The sequence below is a fragment of the Amycolatopsis marina genome (genome assembly GCF_900111885.1).
Classification (GTDB): domain Bacteria; phylum Actinomycetota; class Actinomycetes; order Mycobacteriales; family Pseudonocardiaceae; genus Amycolatopsis; species Amycolatopsis marina.
The window spans coordinates 91130-106329 of record NZ_FOKG01000013.1 but is presented as its reverse complement, the minus strand read 5'-3'; the positions used below and the strand labels follow the sequence as shown (position 1 = coordinate 106329).

At 65.8% G+C, this 15200-nt stretch carries 13 protein-coding genes; 8 read left to right on the top strand and 5 right to left on the bottom strand.

All coding sequences use genetic code 11. The features are described 5' to 3' along the window. The first annotated feature begins 315 nt into the window (after window positions 1-315). Both BM199_RS21130 and BM199_RS21125 read left to right on the top strand, forming a co-directional pair. Window positions 316-1086, top strand: coding sequence for a hypothetical protein (locus BM199_RS21130; protein WP_143101879.1), 771 nt, complete (start codon window positions 316-318; stop codon window positions 1084-1086). A gap of 58 nt (window positions 1087-1144) precedes the next feature. Further along, entirely contained in the window at window positions 1145-2242 is a 1098-nt protein-coding gene (locus BM199_RS21125; protein WP_143101878.1) for a hypothetical protein, read from the top strand. A 73-nt stretch (window positions 2243-2315) separates the two neighbouring features. Here BM199_RS21125 and BM199_RS21120 read toward each other — a convergent pair whose 3' ends face one another. The 3 genes from BM199_RS21120 to BM199_RS21110 form a co-directional block, all read right to left on the bottom strand. Next, the gene (locus BM199_RS21120; protein WP_091675023.1) at window positions 2316-3455 is read right to left on the bottom strand and encodes an SMP-30/gluconolactonase/LRE family protein; all 1140 of its coding nucleotides are present in this window, start codon (window positions 3453-3455) and stop codon (window positions 2316-2318) included. Window positions 3456-3730: 275 nt separating this feature from the next. Continuing rightward, window positions 3731-4741 carry a helix-turn-helix transcriptional regulator gene (locus BM199_RS21115; RefSeq protein WP_091675022.1) on the bottom strand — a complete coding sequence of 337 codons (1011 nt, stop codon included), beginning with the start codon at window positions 4739-4741 and terminating at the stop codon, window positions 3731-3733. Window positions 4742-4787: 46 nt separating this feature from the next. Next, complete coding sequence (locus BM199_RS21110; RefSeq protein WP_218160386.1) at window positions 4788-5831, bottom strand: TetR/AcrR family transcriptional regulator; 1044 nt, start codon at window positions 5829-5831, stop codon at window positions 4788-4790. Between the two features lie 483 nt (window positions 5832-6314). Between BM199_RS21110 and BM199_RS21105 the strand changes: the two genes are divergently transcribed. Together BM199_RS21105 and BM199_RS21100 are read left to right on the top strand one after the other, a co-directional pair. Beyond that, the gene (locus tag BM199_RS21105; RefSeq protein ID WP_177242719.1) at window positions 6315-7235 is read left to right on the top strand and encodes an SMP-30/gluconolactonase/LRE family protein; all 921 of its coding nucleotides are present in this window, start codon (window positions 6315-6317) and stop codon (window positions 7233-7235) included. Between the two features lie 34 nt (window positions 7236-7269). Next, window positions 7270-7521, top strand: coding sequence for a hypothetical protein (locus BM199_RS21100; protein WP_091675019.1), 252 nt, complete (start codon window positions 7270-7272; stop codon window positions 7519-7521). A gap of 406 nt (window positions 7522-7927) precedes the next feature. Here the strand turns inward: BM199_RS21100 and BM199_RS21090 are convergent, their stop codons facing one another. Then, a complete protein-coding gene (locus BM199_RS21090; RefSeq protein WP_091675017.1) occupies window positions 7928-9076 on the bottom strand; it encodes an epoxide hydrolase family protein in 1149 nt (382 codons plus the stop codon). Window positions 9077-9139: 63 nt separating this feature from the next. Here BM199_RS21090 and BM199_RS21085 point away from each other — a divergent pair, with 63 nt between their 5' ends. From BM199_RS21085 to BM199_RS21075, 3 genes are all read left to right on the top strand, one after another. Continuing rightward, window positions 9140-10096 carry a helix-turn-helix transcriptional regulator gene (locus BM199_RS21085; protein ID WP_091675016.1) on the top strand — a complete coding sequence of 319 codons (957 nt, stop codon included), beginning with the start codon at window positions 9140-9142 and terminating at the stop codon, window positions 10094-10096. Between the two features lie 158 nt (window positions 10097-10254). Then, on the top strand, window positions 10255-10632 hold the full coding sequence (locus BM199_RS35220; RefSeq protein ID WP_177242718.1) for a peptidase inhibitor family I36 protein: 378 nt from the start codon (window positions 10255-10257) through the stop codon (window positions 10630-10632). 465 nt (window positions 10633-11097) lie between these two features. Next, window positions 11098-11676, top strand: coding sequence for a dihydrofolate reductase family protein (locus BM199_RS21075; protein WP_091675125.1), 579 nt, complete (start codon window positions 11098-11100; stop codon window positions 11674-11676). 5 nt (window positions 11677-11681) lie between these two features. Here BM199_RS21075 and BM199_RS21070 read toward each other — a convergent pair whose 3' ends face one another. Beyond that, entirely contained in the window at window positions 11682-13562 is a 1881-nt protein-coding gene (locus tag BM199_RS21070) for an ABC transporter ATP-binding protein (RefSeq protein ID WP_091675014.1), read from the bottom strand. A gap of 194 nt (window positions 13563-13756) precedes the next feature. Here BM199_RS21070 and BM199_RS21065 point away from each other — a divergent pair, with 194 nt between their 5' ends. Beyond that, a complete protein-coding gene (locus BM199_RS21065) occupies window positions 13757-15193 on the top strand; it encodes a pyridoxal-dependent decarboxylase (protein ID WP_091675013.1) in 1437 nt (478 codons plus the stop codon). Window positions 15194-15200: the final 7 nt, after the last annotated feature.

The window sequence follows — 15200 nt, the reverse complement described above, 5'->3', positions numbered from 1 at the left end:
TCGCGCAGGAACACGGCCGTAATGCTCGCCGCTATGGCCCTCGCCGTGCTGCCGGCCTGCGACAGCCACCCAGCCGAGTCCGCAAGCGGGCTGTCCGCGAAAGACCTGTCCGGATTCGTGCGACTCCACGTGCCGAAAGTCCGGGACAGCGGGGACGTCTCCGTGACATTCCATGATTCCGACGGCGGCGCCGAGCGGGTGCGGTTGGACCTCAACGTCACCAAGTACGACAACGGCTACGTACCAAGGCCCTTGAGCCTCAGTTTCTCACCTGACTTCCGCCGGGTGGCGTGGACGTTCGACCATGGAGTACGCGTGGCCGAGTTGGACGACCGTACCCACGCCTACAGGGAGGCTGGAGCCGTGCCGCCGCCCCAGCCAAGTCCGGAAGGGCACTCCATGCAGTACGGGGAGGTCCAGTTCTCTCCGGACGGGTCACAGATCTGGTTCGTGCTCCGGCCCAAAGCCAAGCCCGCGTGGCGCGAGGATGGCGCGTCATGGCGGGTTCTGTCGATCGATGCCACCGATCCCTCCGGATCGACACCGCGGCAACGAGGACACCTACCGGCCCCGGCCCAGTCCGTGAGCGACCTGGGCCAGAGCCTGTTGGCGGATACGAGCGAATCGGCGTTCCAGATCTCCCAGGGCAACACGCTGCGCGTCCTTGAGCGCAGGTCCGATCGTGACGACCGCCGTGACCTCGACTACTTCAGTGACGGGTCACAGGTCATCCCGGCGAATTTCAGGCACTACGCCGGTCGCAGCTACCTCCGGATCAGTGACACGAAGAACGGACCGGCAAGCGAGCGCGATGGCCGGGCCCTGATTGCCTTCGACATGAATCCAGACGGCACCGTCTCGAACGAGCGGACGCTCTTTCACTACCGTCGCACCTCCATCTGGAATGTGTTCGTCGATGCCGCCAACGACCGGCTGATCTTGTGGACAGACGACGGCTTCTACTCCGCAGGCGTCGACTCCGATGCCGATCCGCAGCGGCTGTTCGAAACATTCACCCACGCCGAACCCACACCGAAGTTCCACGCCGAAACAATGCTTGGCTTCTATCCACAGGAATCCGAGTAGTGCAAGGAATGCTGTGTCGTGCGGTGTTGTCATCGAGCGTTTGAAGGGGAAGCGGCCCATGGGAACGCTACGTAGTCACCTGGCGGTCGTGCTCGCCGCTGCGACGGTTGGGGTGCTGTCGGCGTGCGATGGCGGTCAGGCGGAATCCACGAGCAGGTTGTCCGCAACAGATCTGTCCGGATTCGTGCGACTCAACGTGCCGTCCAGTTGGGCCGCTGGCCCAATGAACGCCTACCTGACATTCCATGACCCTGACGACGGGGTCGAGCGGCTGCGACTCGACCTCACCGTGACCAGAGAAGACAGGCGACGGATGCCTACGCTGGGCGACTACGCATTCTCGCGCGACTTCCGCCGGGTGGCGTGGATCGGCGCCGACGGAGGTGTGAGGGTGGGTGAAGTCGACGACGGTACCCGCGCCTACGCCGAAACCGGATCCGTCGCGGCGCCGCGTGAAGGTCGGATGGAATACGCGCTCCCCCAGTTCTCCCCGGATGGGTCGCAAGTCTGGTTCATGTCGCGAACCGACGACAAGAAGTCCTGGGACAAGGAGGATGCGAGGTGGGAGATTCTCTCGGTCACCGCCGCCGATCCCTCCGGGGCGCCACCACAGCTGAGAGGAGAGGTGGCCGCCCCCGCCGAGCCGCGGAACGATCTGCGCCGGACCTTCGTCCAAATGAGAGGGTTCTTGCCCGATATGAAGTCGGCTGTGGTGGTTTCCGCGGACAACACACTGCGCATCCTCGACTCGGCGTTCGACGGGGACGACCCGCGCGGCCTCGAGTACTTCACCGACGGATCAGAGCTCATCCCAGCCAATTTCGTGCACTACACCGGCGAAACCTACTTTCGGCTGAGCTGGTCCGAGAACGGGTCCGCAGGCATCGGTCCCTATGTAATCGCGTTCGACATGGCCCCGGACGGCACCGTCTCCAACGAGCGGGTGTTGTTCCATCGCAGCGACCGCACGATACGGCGGCTGTTCGTCGATGCCGACAACGACCGGCTGATCCTGTCCGGCGACGGCTACTACGCCGCCACCACCAACTCGGAGGTCGATCCGCGACCACTGTTCGACAAGTTGACCTACACCGGCCGGGAAGAGAAGTACACCGAACGTTCGACGCTGGGCCTCTATCCACCGGAACCGGGGTAAGGACCCCGAGTGGCTAAGCCTTTCTGCTCCGACTGGACATCGGCCCAGCCCGATCGGCGCAGTGCCGGTGCCTCTAGTTGATCTGTGGCCGAAACGGCTGCAGTCCCTTTTCTGCCGCGTAGATGTCGTAGACGACGAAACTGTTCGGGTTTCCGACCAGGAAGGAGTGGTTGGTCACCAGCACCCGGTCGTCGAGGAACACGACGCTTCCTGGGCTGTCCATCGGGACCTCGAGCAGCAGATTCTCCACGTGGTTGGCGGGGTTGCGCCCCAACTCCTCGCCTTCTGGGGAGATCACGGCCAGGGAGTTGGCGACCGCGAGCGCGACGTAGATGTTGCCGGACTGCGCGATCGCGAAGCCGTCTGGGATTCCACCGGGCTCGCTCTCCCAGAAGAGGTCAAGCTCACCGGGACTGCCATCCGGCTGCACGGTCAGGGTGTAGAGGCGTCCGGTGTCCGGCCGTGGCGGCACACCGTCGAAGGGACCGGTGAATGACTGGACGAACATGAGCGTCTCGCCGTCCGGCATGACCTCGATGCCGTTGGGGCCGAAGACGCTGTCCAGACGGGTGTCGGTGAACCACACCTCGGCGTCACCGCCGCCACGTGGCACTCGCCAGATCAGGTTCTGCCGTACGTCGGTGACATACATCGTGCCGTCTTCGGCGAAGGTAAGATCGTCCGGCAAGCTGTTGCGCTTCAGCAGCGATTCCGAACATTCCTCCTGGGTGAGCGGTGGAAGACAGGTCTGCACGTCCCGGAAAGTGGCGTAGTCGCTCTGTTCGCCCGTTTCAGGATCGATTGTGATGATCCGGTAGGGATTGCGGTCGATCACGTAGAGCAGGCCGTCGGCGTCCATGCCCATTCCGACCAAACCGGGACCTTTCTCCAGGTCCTGGCCCTCGATTACATACTCCCTGAGGAACTCGCCATCGCGGTCGTAGGCGAAGATCTTCGACGGCGGTCCCGGCGTCTCGACCGCATGTTGGTGCGTGGCCACGTAGACCGTGCCATTGGGAGCGACCAGGATCCCCTCCGGATGCCCCGGATCCGGAACGTCGGTGAAGATCTCGATGTCCAACCATTCTCGATCGCTCTTGGTGCCAGGACCTGCCGTCGCCGCCGCGGGTACCATTGCCATCGCAAGCAGCACCACCGCAGGCCAGCACACCCACCGAGCGACCCGGCGGGCCCACGCTGTGACGTTGCGCATCGGCTCAACTCCTTATCGTTCTCGAATACGGACGCTCTCGCGCCGAAGTGACGTGAACGTAATGCGGCAGGGTGGTGGCGCTCTCCCGCGCGCACGCACAGGACCTGCGGCGCGGCGCAGGGACGGCAGCAGTTCGGGACTCGGCCCACCGCGATCTGGTCCTCGACCCGTAGCGCAGGAGTGACGGCGCTCGCCGCGTATCCGTCCGCAGGGTCGTGTGGATCGCCGACGTTGGGCCTCCATCCACCGAAGTCGGGGTAGGCACCCTTTCCTCGTCAGCCGATCGCGCGCCGGGTGGACCCTCGCAGTTCGCGCGGACGGACACCGTACTGCGCGCGAAACGCGCTGTTGAACGCGCTCAGTGACGAGAACCCCGAATGGTGGGCGACCTCGGCGATGGTGGCGTGCCGGTGCCCCGGACTGCTCAGTCGCGCTCTCGCCAGCCTGAGCCGCTCCTCCCGGATGAGGTCCCTCGGCGTCGTGCCCGCACGTTGCATGGCGACCTGGACCTGCCGCAACGACCAGCCGAGGGCGTGCGCTATCGCGGTGCCGTTCAGCGCCGGATCACCGGCGTTGGCCCGGACGTGGCGTCGTACCGCCGCTTCGATCTCCGCGAGATGCCCCTCGGCGGTTGGCCGGTCGTCACCAATGATCAGCAGGCAGACGAGGTCGACGAGCCGGTCGAAGACGGCGTCGAACTCTCGGCTCGTCAGGCTTTTTGCTTCCGCGAACAGTCCGGCCGACATCTCCCGAATGACGCGGCCGAGGCCGGCCGTGAAATCCAGCGACGCGCCCAGCTCGGCGGTCCCGTCCAACCTGCTGGTGATCTCGCGGCCGGGAAAGGTGAGGACAAGACCGTGCCCAGGGCTGCGCTGCGCGAACTCCAGCGGGGCACGCGCGGTGAGCAATGCACCAGTGCCCGGCCGAATCCGCACGTCGTCGTCACCATGCCGGAACAAGAGGTCTCCTGAGCCGAGCATGAGAAGTCGGTAGTCCTCATCGGCGTCCGCTCGAACCTGGCGGGGGCTTCGGCGTACCCATTGCTCGTCGGACGACCATCCGAGCATTTGGTAGCCGCTGGTCCGTCGACACAGCACCTTTCTCCGGAAGCGTTCGGCCCGCGGCAGCGTGAACTCCATGTCGAAGTGGAAGGAGGAGATGAGCTCACTCCAGAATTCCACCCGTTGACCGGGCGCCACCTCGCAGGTCTTCGCCACTCTGATGCCGCGGTCGTCCTCCGTGTCGTCGGACCCCAGCCCCGGCACGTCGGTGCCCGTGATCGTCATGACGAGATTCCGAGGTCGGTGAGCAGCATCGTCGCGGGCGGCGTTTTCAGGGTCTCCAGCACGCCGGGCTCCTCTCGTAGGTGCCAGGTACGGCGATGTCATTGATCAGGGTCAGCACCGTCTCAACCCGAATCCCTAGCTCGGCCTCCGGCGTCCGCGCTCTCGCGTCGCGCACGAGCTGGACCCACTCGCTGAGGGAGGAGCGCCTGCACTGCTCGAAATCTGAGCGCTCAGCCTCGAGAAGGTGCCGGGACTCGGCGACCAGGACATCGACCAGGTCGCTGCGGGTTACCGCGAAGTCCACATAGGAGACCAGTAGCCGTCGTAGTGCGTCGACGACATCAATGGCCCGCTCCAGCGCGCGATACATGTCGTGGCGCAGCCACTCGTCGCCGCGAACGAACGCGACGAACAGCGCGATGGCCGCGGTGCGCAACCGTTCCCGGCGCGAACTCGGGGTGAACATCCGGGGCCGGGATTGCCTTGCGACCGTGGGCGCGGGCTCGGCAGTGAGCACTTCGGTGACGACGGCGCGCAGAAGCCGCTGGTAATCAGCCTTCGGGAGTTCTCCGCCACGTGTCGACAGGCTGCACATCACGGAACAGACGCCCTGCGCGAGCAAGTTCGCGCACGCCTCGGTGCACTCCGGGCGGTTCCGTCGCACCAGCCCGGCCAGCATGCCGACGGTCGCGCGCACCTCGTAACGCAAGGTCGCGTAGTCCGGTTCTGGCAGACTCCGGGCCTCCTGCTGCCATAGCGGGCCCAGCAGCCTGCATTCAGCGGCCGCAGTGGCAGGACCGGTGACCAAATCATCCAATGTGGTAGACGCATCCGGCGCTGAGAACACCTCCCGGAACGGCTGCATTTCTTCCACCACCACGACGGCAGTGAGCAGCTTGGGCTTGCTCGCGAAATGCCGGTACAGCGCCGAAGGGCCGACGTTGACCGCGGCGGCGACGTCGCTCATCGAGACCTGGTCGTAGCCGAAACGGTGAACTGGGTCGGTCGCGGCCGGAATGATGACGGCGCGCCGAATCCGTTGCCGGGTTCCCCGGGGTGAAGCATTTCGGACGATGTCCTCGGTCGTCATCATCGCCTCCGGCGTACCTCGCTCAACTCGCCTGCCCGCTGCCCACCCGCGCTGTAAGACGCACCTGTTCCTGACGTGCCGGCCATGGTGCCACTGGTTGGCGAGAAGCCAAATAGCCATACACATAGCGCCCATATGCCTGCTGCGTGGATCCGTAGCTCACCCACGCGTCCCGCAGCGCCTCGCACACCTCGGCCCCGGCAGTTCCGTCGCAGCCTCCATCGATCCTTGGCGTCGGAAGAGGCGATATTCTCGCTTCAACCGCCCGGACTCGAGCATCCATGCGCGTAACCTCCGCAGACGTAGCCGAGCGAGCTCCGGGCGACGGATTGACGATAAACACCCATTTTCGATGTCGTCAACATGTGGTTCACTTGTCGACACTTGCCTACGGCAGATTCACTTAGTCGGAGCACCGCGGGTCGTGGTGATCCCGATGCCGGCACGGGCCCCGAGGAAGGTGCCCACGACGAAGGAGCGAGAATGAACGTACGGCGCGCTGAGATCGTCCGAGACGGATTTCAGTACCTCGAGGGCTTCCGCTGGCACGGCGGCGAAGTGTGGTTCTCCGACATTCCCCTCGGCAAGGTGTACCGGATGAAGCCGGACGGCTCCGGCTTGAACCTGGCGTTGGACGAGCCGATCCATCCCTCCGGACTCGGGTTTCCCGCAACAGGGGAAACGCTGGTCGTTGGGCAGGCCGACAACACCCTGCGCCGCATCCTGCCGACCGGCGGCAGTGTGGTCGTGGCCGACCTGAACGACGTCGCCGTCGGCGCCAACGACATGTGGGTCGCGCCGAATGGCCGCGCCTACATCAGCCAGATCGGCTTCGACCTGTTCACCGAGGAACCCAAGCCCTCCCACGTCGTCATCGTCCATCCGGACGGCACGATCGAGACCGCGGGCGAGGACATGTGGACACCCAATGGCATTCAGCTCACCGCGGACGGTACACAGCTCGTCGTGGCGGAGTCGTTCGCGAACCGGCTGACCCTGTTCGACGTCGACGCCAACGGCGGACTGGCCAACCAGCGGGTCTTCCGGCAGTTCGAGGACCCGCAGCAAGAGGTCCTCGACGGCCTGGTGATCGATGCCGAAGGCGGGATCTGGGTCGCGGTGCCCTTCGAAGGCGAAGTCCGCCGGGTCGCACCGGACGGCAAGGTCACCGACAAGGTTAAGACCCACACCGAAGGCCACCTCGGCATCACCTGCGCGTTGGGTGGGGCCGACCGGCGCACGCTTTACATCGCCGCGGCCGACACGCAGATGGAGACCTTGTTCGATGGCACGGCGCGGGTGGAGGCAGCCCGCGTCGATATTCCCGGTATCGATCTGGAGCCGTCGCTGCTGACCAGGCTGACCTCGCCCCTGAAATCCGCGCTTCCGTTGTCCGGCAACTGATCGACGACAAACACTGACCAGGAGGAACCTCGATATGCGGCACAACGACATGACCAGAGCGGCGGGAGCGGTCGACCGACGCACCGCGCTGCGGGCTTTCGGCGGCACAATCGTGGTGGCGGCGGCCACCATCGGCACCATCGGCACCGCGGTCGCCGCGCCACACACACCGGCGTCACGGCCGGGCCCGACCCGGCCATGGCGACCCGCCATCTCCGCGCGCGTTCCTGCCCGACACGGGCACGCCCGGCCGTGGCGTCCGGCGATCTCGGCAGTCAGGACCTGAGCGTCACGGTCTACTCCTGCCGTCGGCGAGGCTGGACAGCGCGCTTCCGACGTACGGATCCTCGATATCGCCGCGCAACTGGTCGCTGAGCACAACGGTGCCGAGGACCGTGAACGCGGCGACCGCGAAGCATCGGCTGCCCGCCGGTCGATCATGAGCCTGCCGACGGCATGGGAATCGGGCCGTTCCTCCTCCGGAACCGGTTCGGTGGACCGCACCCGGCGCAACACCGCCCGCATGCGCGCGATGACCTCGCGTTCTGTGCGGGCGGTGCCGCCGGTGCCTCCTTGCCGGTGTGTACCCAGTCCACTTCGAACCGTACGGGCTCAGCCCGCGTCGCAGGGACACCGCGACCGGCTCGTCGTCGTCCGCCAGCAGCACTCGGACTGCTGGATCAGCTTCCGTCTCAACGGACTTTTCGGAAGAATTCCCGGATGTCGCCGACCAGCAGGTCCGGTGCCTCCATCGCCGCGAAGTGCCCACCACGATCGAACTCCGACCACTGCACCACATTGTTCTGTCGCTCGGCGATGGACCGAATGGTGATATCGCCGGGGAACAGGGCACAGGCGGTCGGCACTCCCGAGTTCGTCAGTGCCGCACCCCACTGCTGGGATTCCTTGTAGAGCCGGGTCGATGAGGCGAGGGTCTCGGTCAGCCAGTAGATCATCACGTTGGTGAGCAGCAGGTCCTTGTCGACCGCGTCCTCGGGCAGTGTCTTCGCCGGATTCGAGAACGTGTGGAACAGGTCGGTGATCCAGGCCAGCAGTCCGGTCGGCGAGTCGTGCAGGCCGAACGCCAGTGTCTGTGGCCGGGTGGACTGGATTGCCGCATATCCGCCGACCGCTTCGAAATTCTCCAGCGCCGCCAGCCTTTGCTGGTCCGCGTCGTCGAGACCGCCGGGATCGGCGTCCCACTCGGCGATGGTGAGCAAACCGTTGACATGTACCCCAACTACGTTCTCGGTCGCGATTCTGCCGAGTTCGGGGGACACAAAGGACCCGATGTCGCCACCTTGCGTGCCGTACCGGTCGTACCCCAACCGCGTCATCAACTCGGCCACGACCTTTGCATACATCTCGGTATTGGCGTGGCCTGCCTCCAGGGTCGGGCCGGAGAAGCCGAACCCGGGCAGCGACGGGATGACGAGATGGAAGGCATCCGCTGGATCACCTCCGTGTGCACGCGGGTTCGTCAGCGGTTCGATCACGGGCAGGAACTCGACAAAGGACCCAGGCCAGCCGTGCGTCAGCACGAGAGGAAGCGCGTCCGGCTCGGGCGACTGGATGTGCACGAAATGCAGCCGCTGCCCTTGGACCTCGGTGACGAACTGGGGGTAGGAGTTCAGTTCTGCCTCCTGGCCACGCCAGTCGTAGGTCGTCCGCCAGTACTCGGCAAGTTGCTTCAAGTACGAGGCGGGCATGCCGTAGTCCCAACCGACGCCGGGGAGTTCATCCGGCCACCGGGCATTGGTCAGGCGCGCTTTGAGGTCATCGAGCTGTGCCTGGGGGATGTCGATGTGAAAGGGCCGGATCTCCGGCTGTGTGTTCGTCATGATGGGAACACTAAATGCCGCTTAGGACAGCTTTGTTCCTAAGGATGGAGCATAATTCCGGGTGTGCTGGAAACCTCGGCGAGACTGCTGAAACTGCTGTCGCTCCTGCAGACCCACCACGAGTGGTCGGGTACGGAACTGGCGGAACGCCTCAGCGTGACCACGCGGACGGTCCGCAGAGACGTCGAGCGGTTGCGCGACCTCGGCTATCCCGTGCACGCCGTCCAGGGCACCGCGGGCTACGTGCTCGGTGCGGGCGCGGTGCTGCCGCCGCTGCTGCTCGATGACGAGGAGGCCGTGGCCGTAGTGGTGGGCCTGCGGACTGCCGCCGGCGGTTCGGTGGCAGGCATCGAGGAGGCGTCCCTGCGCGCGCTCAGCAAACTCGAGCAGGTGCTGCCGTCCCGACTGCGGCATCGCGTCAACACCCTGCACACAGCCACTGTCCGTGCCGGTGCGGCACCCGGCCCTCAGGTGTCGGCGGAAACCCTGATGAGTATCGCGGAAGCCTGCCGGCGTCATGAAGGGATGCGCATCGACTACACCAGCCACCATGGCGCCGAAACGACCAGAGCCGTCGAACCCCACAGTCTGGTCAGCTTCGGCCGGCACTGGTATCTCGTCGCCTTCGACATCGACCGGGACGACTGGCGCACCTTCAGAGTGGACCGGCTCGTCGCACGTACTCCCACCGGGCCGCGCTTCACGCCAAGACAGCCACCGTACGACGATGTCGCGACCTACCTTGCACACCAGCTGTCCTCGCGGACCTGGCCGTACCAAGCAACCGTCACGCTGCACGAGTCCGCCGGGGCCGTTGCCGAACGGGTATGGCCGGGGATGGGAGTTGTCGAAGCCATTGACGAGGACAGTTGCCTGCTGCACCTCGGCGCGGACAGTCCCTCGTCACTGGTCTGGATGATCACGTCGGTGGGCACGGACTTCACCCTCGTCAGCGGCCCACCCGAACTCGCCGATGCCTTCCGTGCCCAGGCCGCTCGCTGCCTTCGGGCGGTGCAGTAGCCATGGCGAGTGGTTGGCCGGGCGGAGCGCGCTCAACAAGGAGGTTGCGCGACGTCAGTACCATTTCAACAGTCCGATGGAATGTCCGTATCTCGACCAGGGACGGAGGGAAGGCTTTTCTTTCTGCTGTTTGAACTTCGCGCGATGGGAGCTTGTTTGTGAGTCGAATTCTCCGACGTGCTGGATCTCTTCTTGCTGGTGTCGCTCTGGTGGTGACCGGTGCGGTCGTGGCGCCCGCGGGTGCGGTCGCCGAGCCAGCGGTGGATCTTGCGGCGGGCAGTTGCAATGGCAGCAACGTTTTCTGTAGCTGGACAGGTACGAACTACCGTGGCACAAAGAAGTCGTACAAGAAGAGTTCAGGCTGCAAGCGGGCCAATACGGACACGTTCAGCTCGGCAATGAATGTGTCGGGCGACTATGTCGTTTTGCTCTATTCCAGCTCGTCCTGTAAGAGCAGTGGCAGAGTCAAGATGTTGTCCACTCGAACGAACATGCCAAACATTGGCTTCCTCGCTCGCAGCTACTCCATCGGCTAGCTTCGCTCCAGTCGACGTGTTTACTGGGTAGAACTTGCGGAAAACGCCGTGCATGACGACAGGCCTCATGCGCGGCGTTTTCTGTGTCCTGCGATGACGGCTGCGCCGTTTGCTTATCGGTAGCGGCGGCGCAGCTGGCGGAGGCCAATCTCGGGCGCTGATGTGGTGGCCGACGGTCTCGACTCGGTTAGGCGCTTCTATCACTCCCCGCTGCCTTCCCGGGCGAAAACTCGTACTCCCCGGCGGCGTGTGGTGGTGGGGTCTCTGGTGGTACGGCTGGGCCCTGGCCGGCCGTCGCGGCGCACGTCGTGCCCGCCCCGCCCGCGATGGAATGGCTGCCTGCGGTGCTGTTGCTCAAGCTCGTCCTCGCGTACGGAGTCAGTGAGCGAAACAAATCCGTGGAACCACTTCATGTGTAGTGCTACGTTCGGAGTGGTAAAGCTCGATCGACACCGGGAGACCGCGTTGCGAAAACTGACCTACCTCGTCGCCTCGACGATCGACGGATACATCGCGGGTCCGGACGGAAGCGATCCGAGCGGCAACATCTTTCCCCTCGAAGGGGATCACGCGCAGCCGCTGATGACGAAGTTTCCCGAGATGCTTCCCGTGCACGTCAGGGAGATGCTCGGCGTCGCGCCGGAGAACATCAACTTCGACACCGTGCTGGAGGGACGAGGCTCCTTCCAGATGGGGCTGGACGTCGGGATCCCCGACGCCTACCCCCACCTGCGCCACTACGTGTTCTCCCGCACCCTCACCCCCGACCCCGGCTCAGCGGTCCGGTTCGTCGCCGATGATCCGCTGAAGACCGTGCGAGGGCTCAAGCGGGAGCCGGGTATGGGGATCTGGCTGTGCGGCGGCGGGACTCTCGCCGCGGCCCTGCTGCCGGAGATCGACGAGCTCTTCATCAAGCTCAACCCGGTGGTCATCGGCAAGGGGATCCCGCTGTTCGCGGGCGGTTTCCAGCTCAACCGATTCACCCTTGCCGAGACCACCACCTACGGCGACAGCGGCGTCATGCTGTTGCACTACGTCCGGTAGGGACGTCACACGGTGGCCGCTGCCGCAGGCTGGTCGAACTGGGTCCGGTAGAGCTCCTGATACCGCCCGCCCAGTTCGATCAGCTCGTCGTGCGTTCCGCGTTCGACGACCTGACCTTCCTCGATGACGAGGATCATGTCAGCCGCGCGAACCGTGGAGAGTCGGTGTGCGATCACCACCGCGGTCCGGCCGGCGAGCGCCTCGGTCAGTGCTTCCTGCACGGCCGCCTCGGACGAGGAGTCCAAGTGCGCCGTCGCCTCGTCGAGGATCACCACCCGCTGGCCGGCGAGCAGCAGCCTGGCGATCGTCAGCCGCTGCCGCTCACCGCCGGAGAGCCGATACCCGCGCTCACCGACGACGGTGTCCAGCCCGTCCGCCAGCGACGCGATGAGATCGGCGAGCCGGGCACGACGCAGGGCGTCCCACACCTCTTCCTCCGTGGCGTCCGGTTTGGCCAGCATCAGGTTCGCCCTGATCGTGTCGTGGAAGAGGTGACCGTCCTGGGTGACCATGCCGATCGTCTGCCGCAGCGATTCCGCGGTGGCGTCCCGGATGTCGAGGTCGGACAGCCGGATGGCGCCACTGTCCACGTCGTAGAGCCGCGGGAGCAACTGCGCGATCGTCGACTTGCCCGCCCCGGAGGAACCGACCAGAGCCACCACCTGTCCCGGTTCGGCCCGGAACGAGACCCCGTGCAGCACTTCGACACCACCACGCTTGTCGAGCGTCGCGACCTCCTCCAGCGATGCGAGTGACACCTTGTCGGCCGACGGGTAGCTGAACCTGACGCTGTCGAACTCCACCGCCACCGGCCCGTCGGGCACCTGCTTGGCCTCCGGCTTCTCGGTGATCAGCGGCTTCAGGTCGAGTACCTCGAACACTCGCTCGAAACTCACCAGCGCGCTCATCACCTCGACCCGCGCGCTGGCCAGCGCGGTGAGTGGGGAGTAGAGACGGGTGAGCAGGAGTGCCAGTGCCACGACGGCACCCGAGTCCAGCTGCCCGCGCAGTGCGTAGAACCCGCCGAGGCCGTAGACCAGCGCCAGCGCCAGCGCGGACACCAGTGTGAGCGCGGTGATGAAGACGTACTGCACCATCGCCGTACGCACGCCGATGTCGCGCACCCGCTGCGCCCGCGCGGCGAACTCCGACGACTCCTCCGCGGGCCTGCCGAAGAGCTTGACCAGGGTGGCGCCCGGCGCGGAGAACCGCTCGGTCATCTGGGTGCTCATCGCCGAGTTGTGGTTGGCCGCCTCCCGCTCGAGCCGGGCGAGCCGGTTGCCCATTCTTCGCGCGGGCAGCACGAACACCGGCAGCAACAGCAGCGCGAGCAGGGTGATCTGCCAGGAGATCCCGAGCATCACCACGAGCGTGAGTGCCAGGGTCACCAGGTTGCTGACAACCCCGGAGAGCGTGTTGCTGAACGCCCGCTGTGCCCCGATCACGTCGTTGTTCAGCCTGCTGACCAGCGCTCCGGTCCTGGTGCGGGTGAAGAATGCGATCGGCATGCGCTGGACGTGGTCGAACACCGCTGTGCGGAGGTCGAGGATCAGGCCCTCGCCGATGCGCGAGGACAGCCACCTGGTCAGCAGGCCCATCGCCGCGTCGAGGACCGCGATTCCGGCGATGAGCACGGCGAGGCCGACAACCGTGCCGACCGCACCACCGTCCACGATCGTGTTGACGACACGGCCCGCGAGAACCGGCGTGGCGACCGCGAGCGCCGCCCCCGCGGTGCTGAGCACGAGGAACATCAGCAGCCTGCGGCGGTGCGGCGCGGCGAAACGGCCGATCCGGCGCAAGGTCGCCATCGAGAACGGCCTGCGCTCCTCCTCCGCGTGCATCGTGCTGTACAGCGAGTGCCACGCTGTGACTTCCATGCTCATTCAAGGCCCCCACTGTGGTGTCCGGCGGAGCCGGGCGGTGTGTGTCGCGGTCACGGTAACCGCGTCCACCGACAATCCCGGTGCCGACGAGGCTAAAACCTAAAGTAATGTAGAGGTCAAGGGGTCAGTGCGGCGATGGTTAGGCTCACGTCATGACGCGACCGGAGGAGCCCGGCAGGCAGCACGCGGGGCACATGACGCCCGAGGAGTTCCGCGAACACGGCAAGCGGGTCGTGGACTGGATCGCCGACTACCTCGTCGATGTGGAGAAGTGCCCGGTGCGCTCACCCGCGAGACCGGGCGAGGTGCGCTCCGCGTTGCCCGCGCACGCACCGGAGCGGGGTGCGGACTTCGATGCCGTGCTCGCGGACATGGAACGGATCGTGCTTCCCGGGATCACCCACTGGCAGCATCCGAACTTCTTCGCGTACTTCCCGGCCAACGCCAGCGGCCCGGCCATTCTCGGCGATCTGCTCTCGGCGGGACTCGGTGTGCAGGGAATGGTGTGGGCGACGAGCCCCGCGTGCACCGAACTGGAGACCGTCGTCGTGGACTGGCTGGCGGAGTTGCTCGGTCTGCCCGGTCACTTCCGCACCGACGGCGCGGGCGGGGGCGTGATCCAGGATTCGGCCTCCAGCGCGGTGCTGGTCGCGCTGCTCGCGGCTCTGCACAGGGTGCGTAAGCGCACCGGCTCGGCACCGCGGCCAGTCCGGTACACGATGTACGTCTCAGGACAGACTCACTCCTCGGTGGAACGCGCAGGCCGCATCTGCGGCGTGGGAACGGACAACGTGCGGATCGTCGACGTCGACCCGAACACGCTGGCGATGGACCCGCGTCAGTTGGAACGGCTGATCAGTGCGGACATCGCGGCCGGTGCCGTGCCGGTGTTCGTCTGTGCCACGATCGGGACCACGTCCACCACGGCGATTGATCCGGTGCGGGCGATCGGGGAGATCTGTCGGTCGCACGATGTCTGGCTGCATGTCGACGCCGCATACGCCGGGGTTGCCGCGATCTGCCCGGAGATGCGCTGGATCAACGACGGAGTGGCCGAGTACGCCGACTCGTACGCCAGCAACGCGCACAAATGGCTACTGACCAACTTCGACTGTGGGCTGCTGTGGGTGGCGGACCGGCAACCGCTGATCGGGGCGTTGTCGGCGCTCCCTGAGTACCTCCGCAACACCGCGTCGGAATCCGGTGAGGTGATCGACTACCGCGACTGGCAGGTTCCGCTGGGACGGCGCTTCCGCGCGCTCAAGCTGTGGTCGGTCATCCGGTGGTACGGCGCGGAGGGATTGCGGGCGCACATCAGGGCCGGAATCGCGATGGCCGACGAGTTCGCCGCACTGGTCAGTGCCGATCCGAATTTCGAGGTGCTCGACCCGCACCATTTCGGCCTGGTCTGCTTCCGGCCACTGTGGACAGAAACCGATCCGGAACGCGCGGACGAACTCACCATGCGGCTGATGGAGTCGCTCAACGACTCCGGTGACATGTTCCTAAGTCACACCAAGGTCCGTGGCCGGGTCGTGCTGCGGATGGCCATCGGCGCCCCCGCGACCGGCATGAGCCATGTGCGCGCCGCCTGGTCACGCATCCGGGCGGTTCGCTCCCAGTTCGCGTAGACGGCAC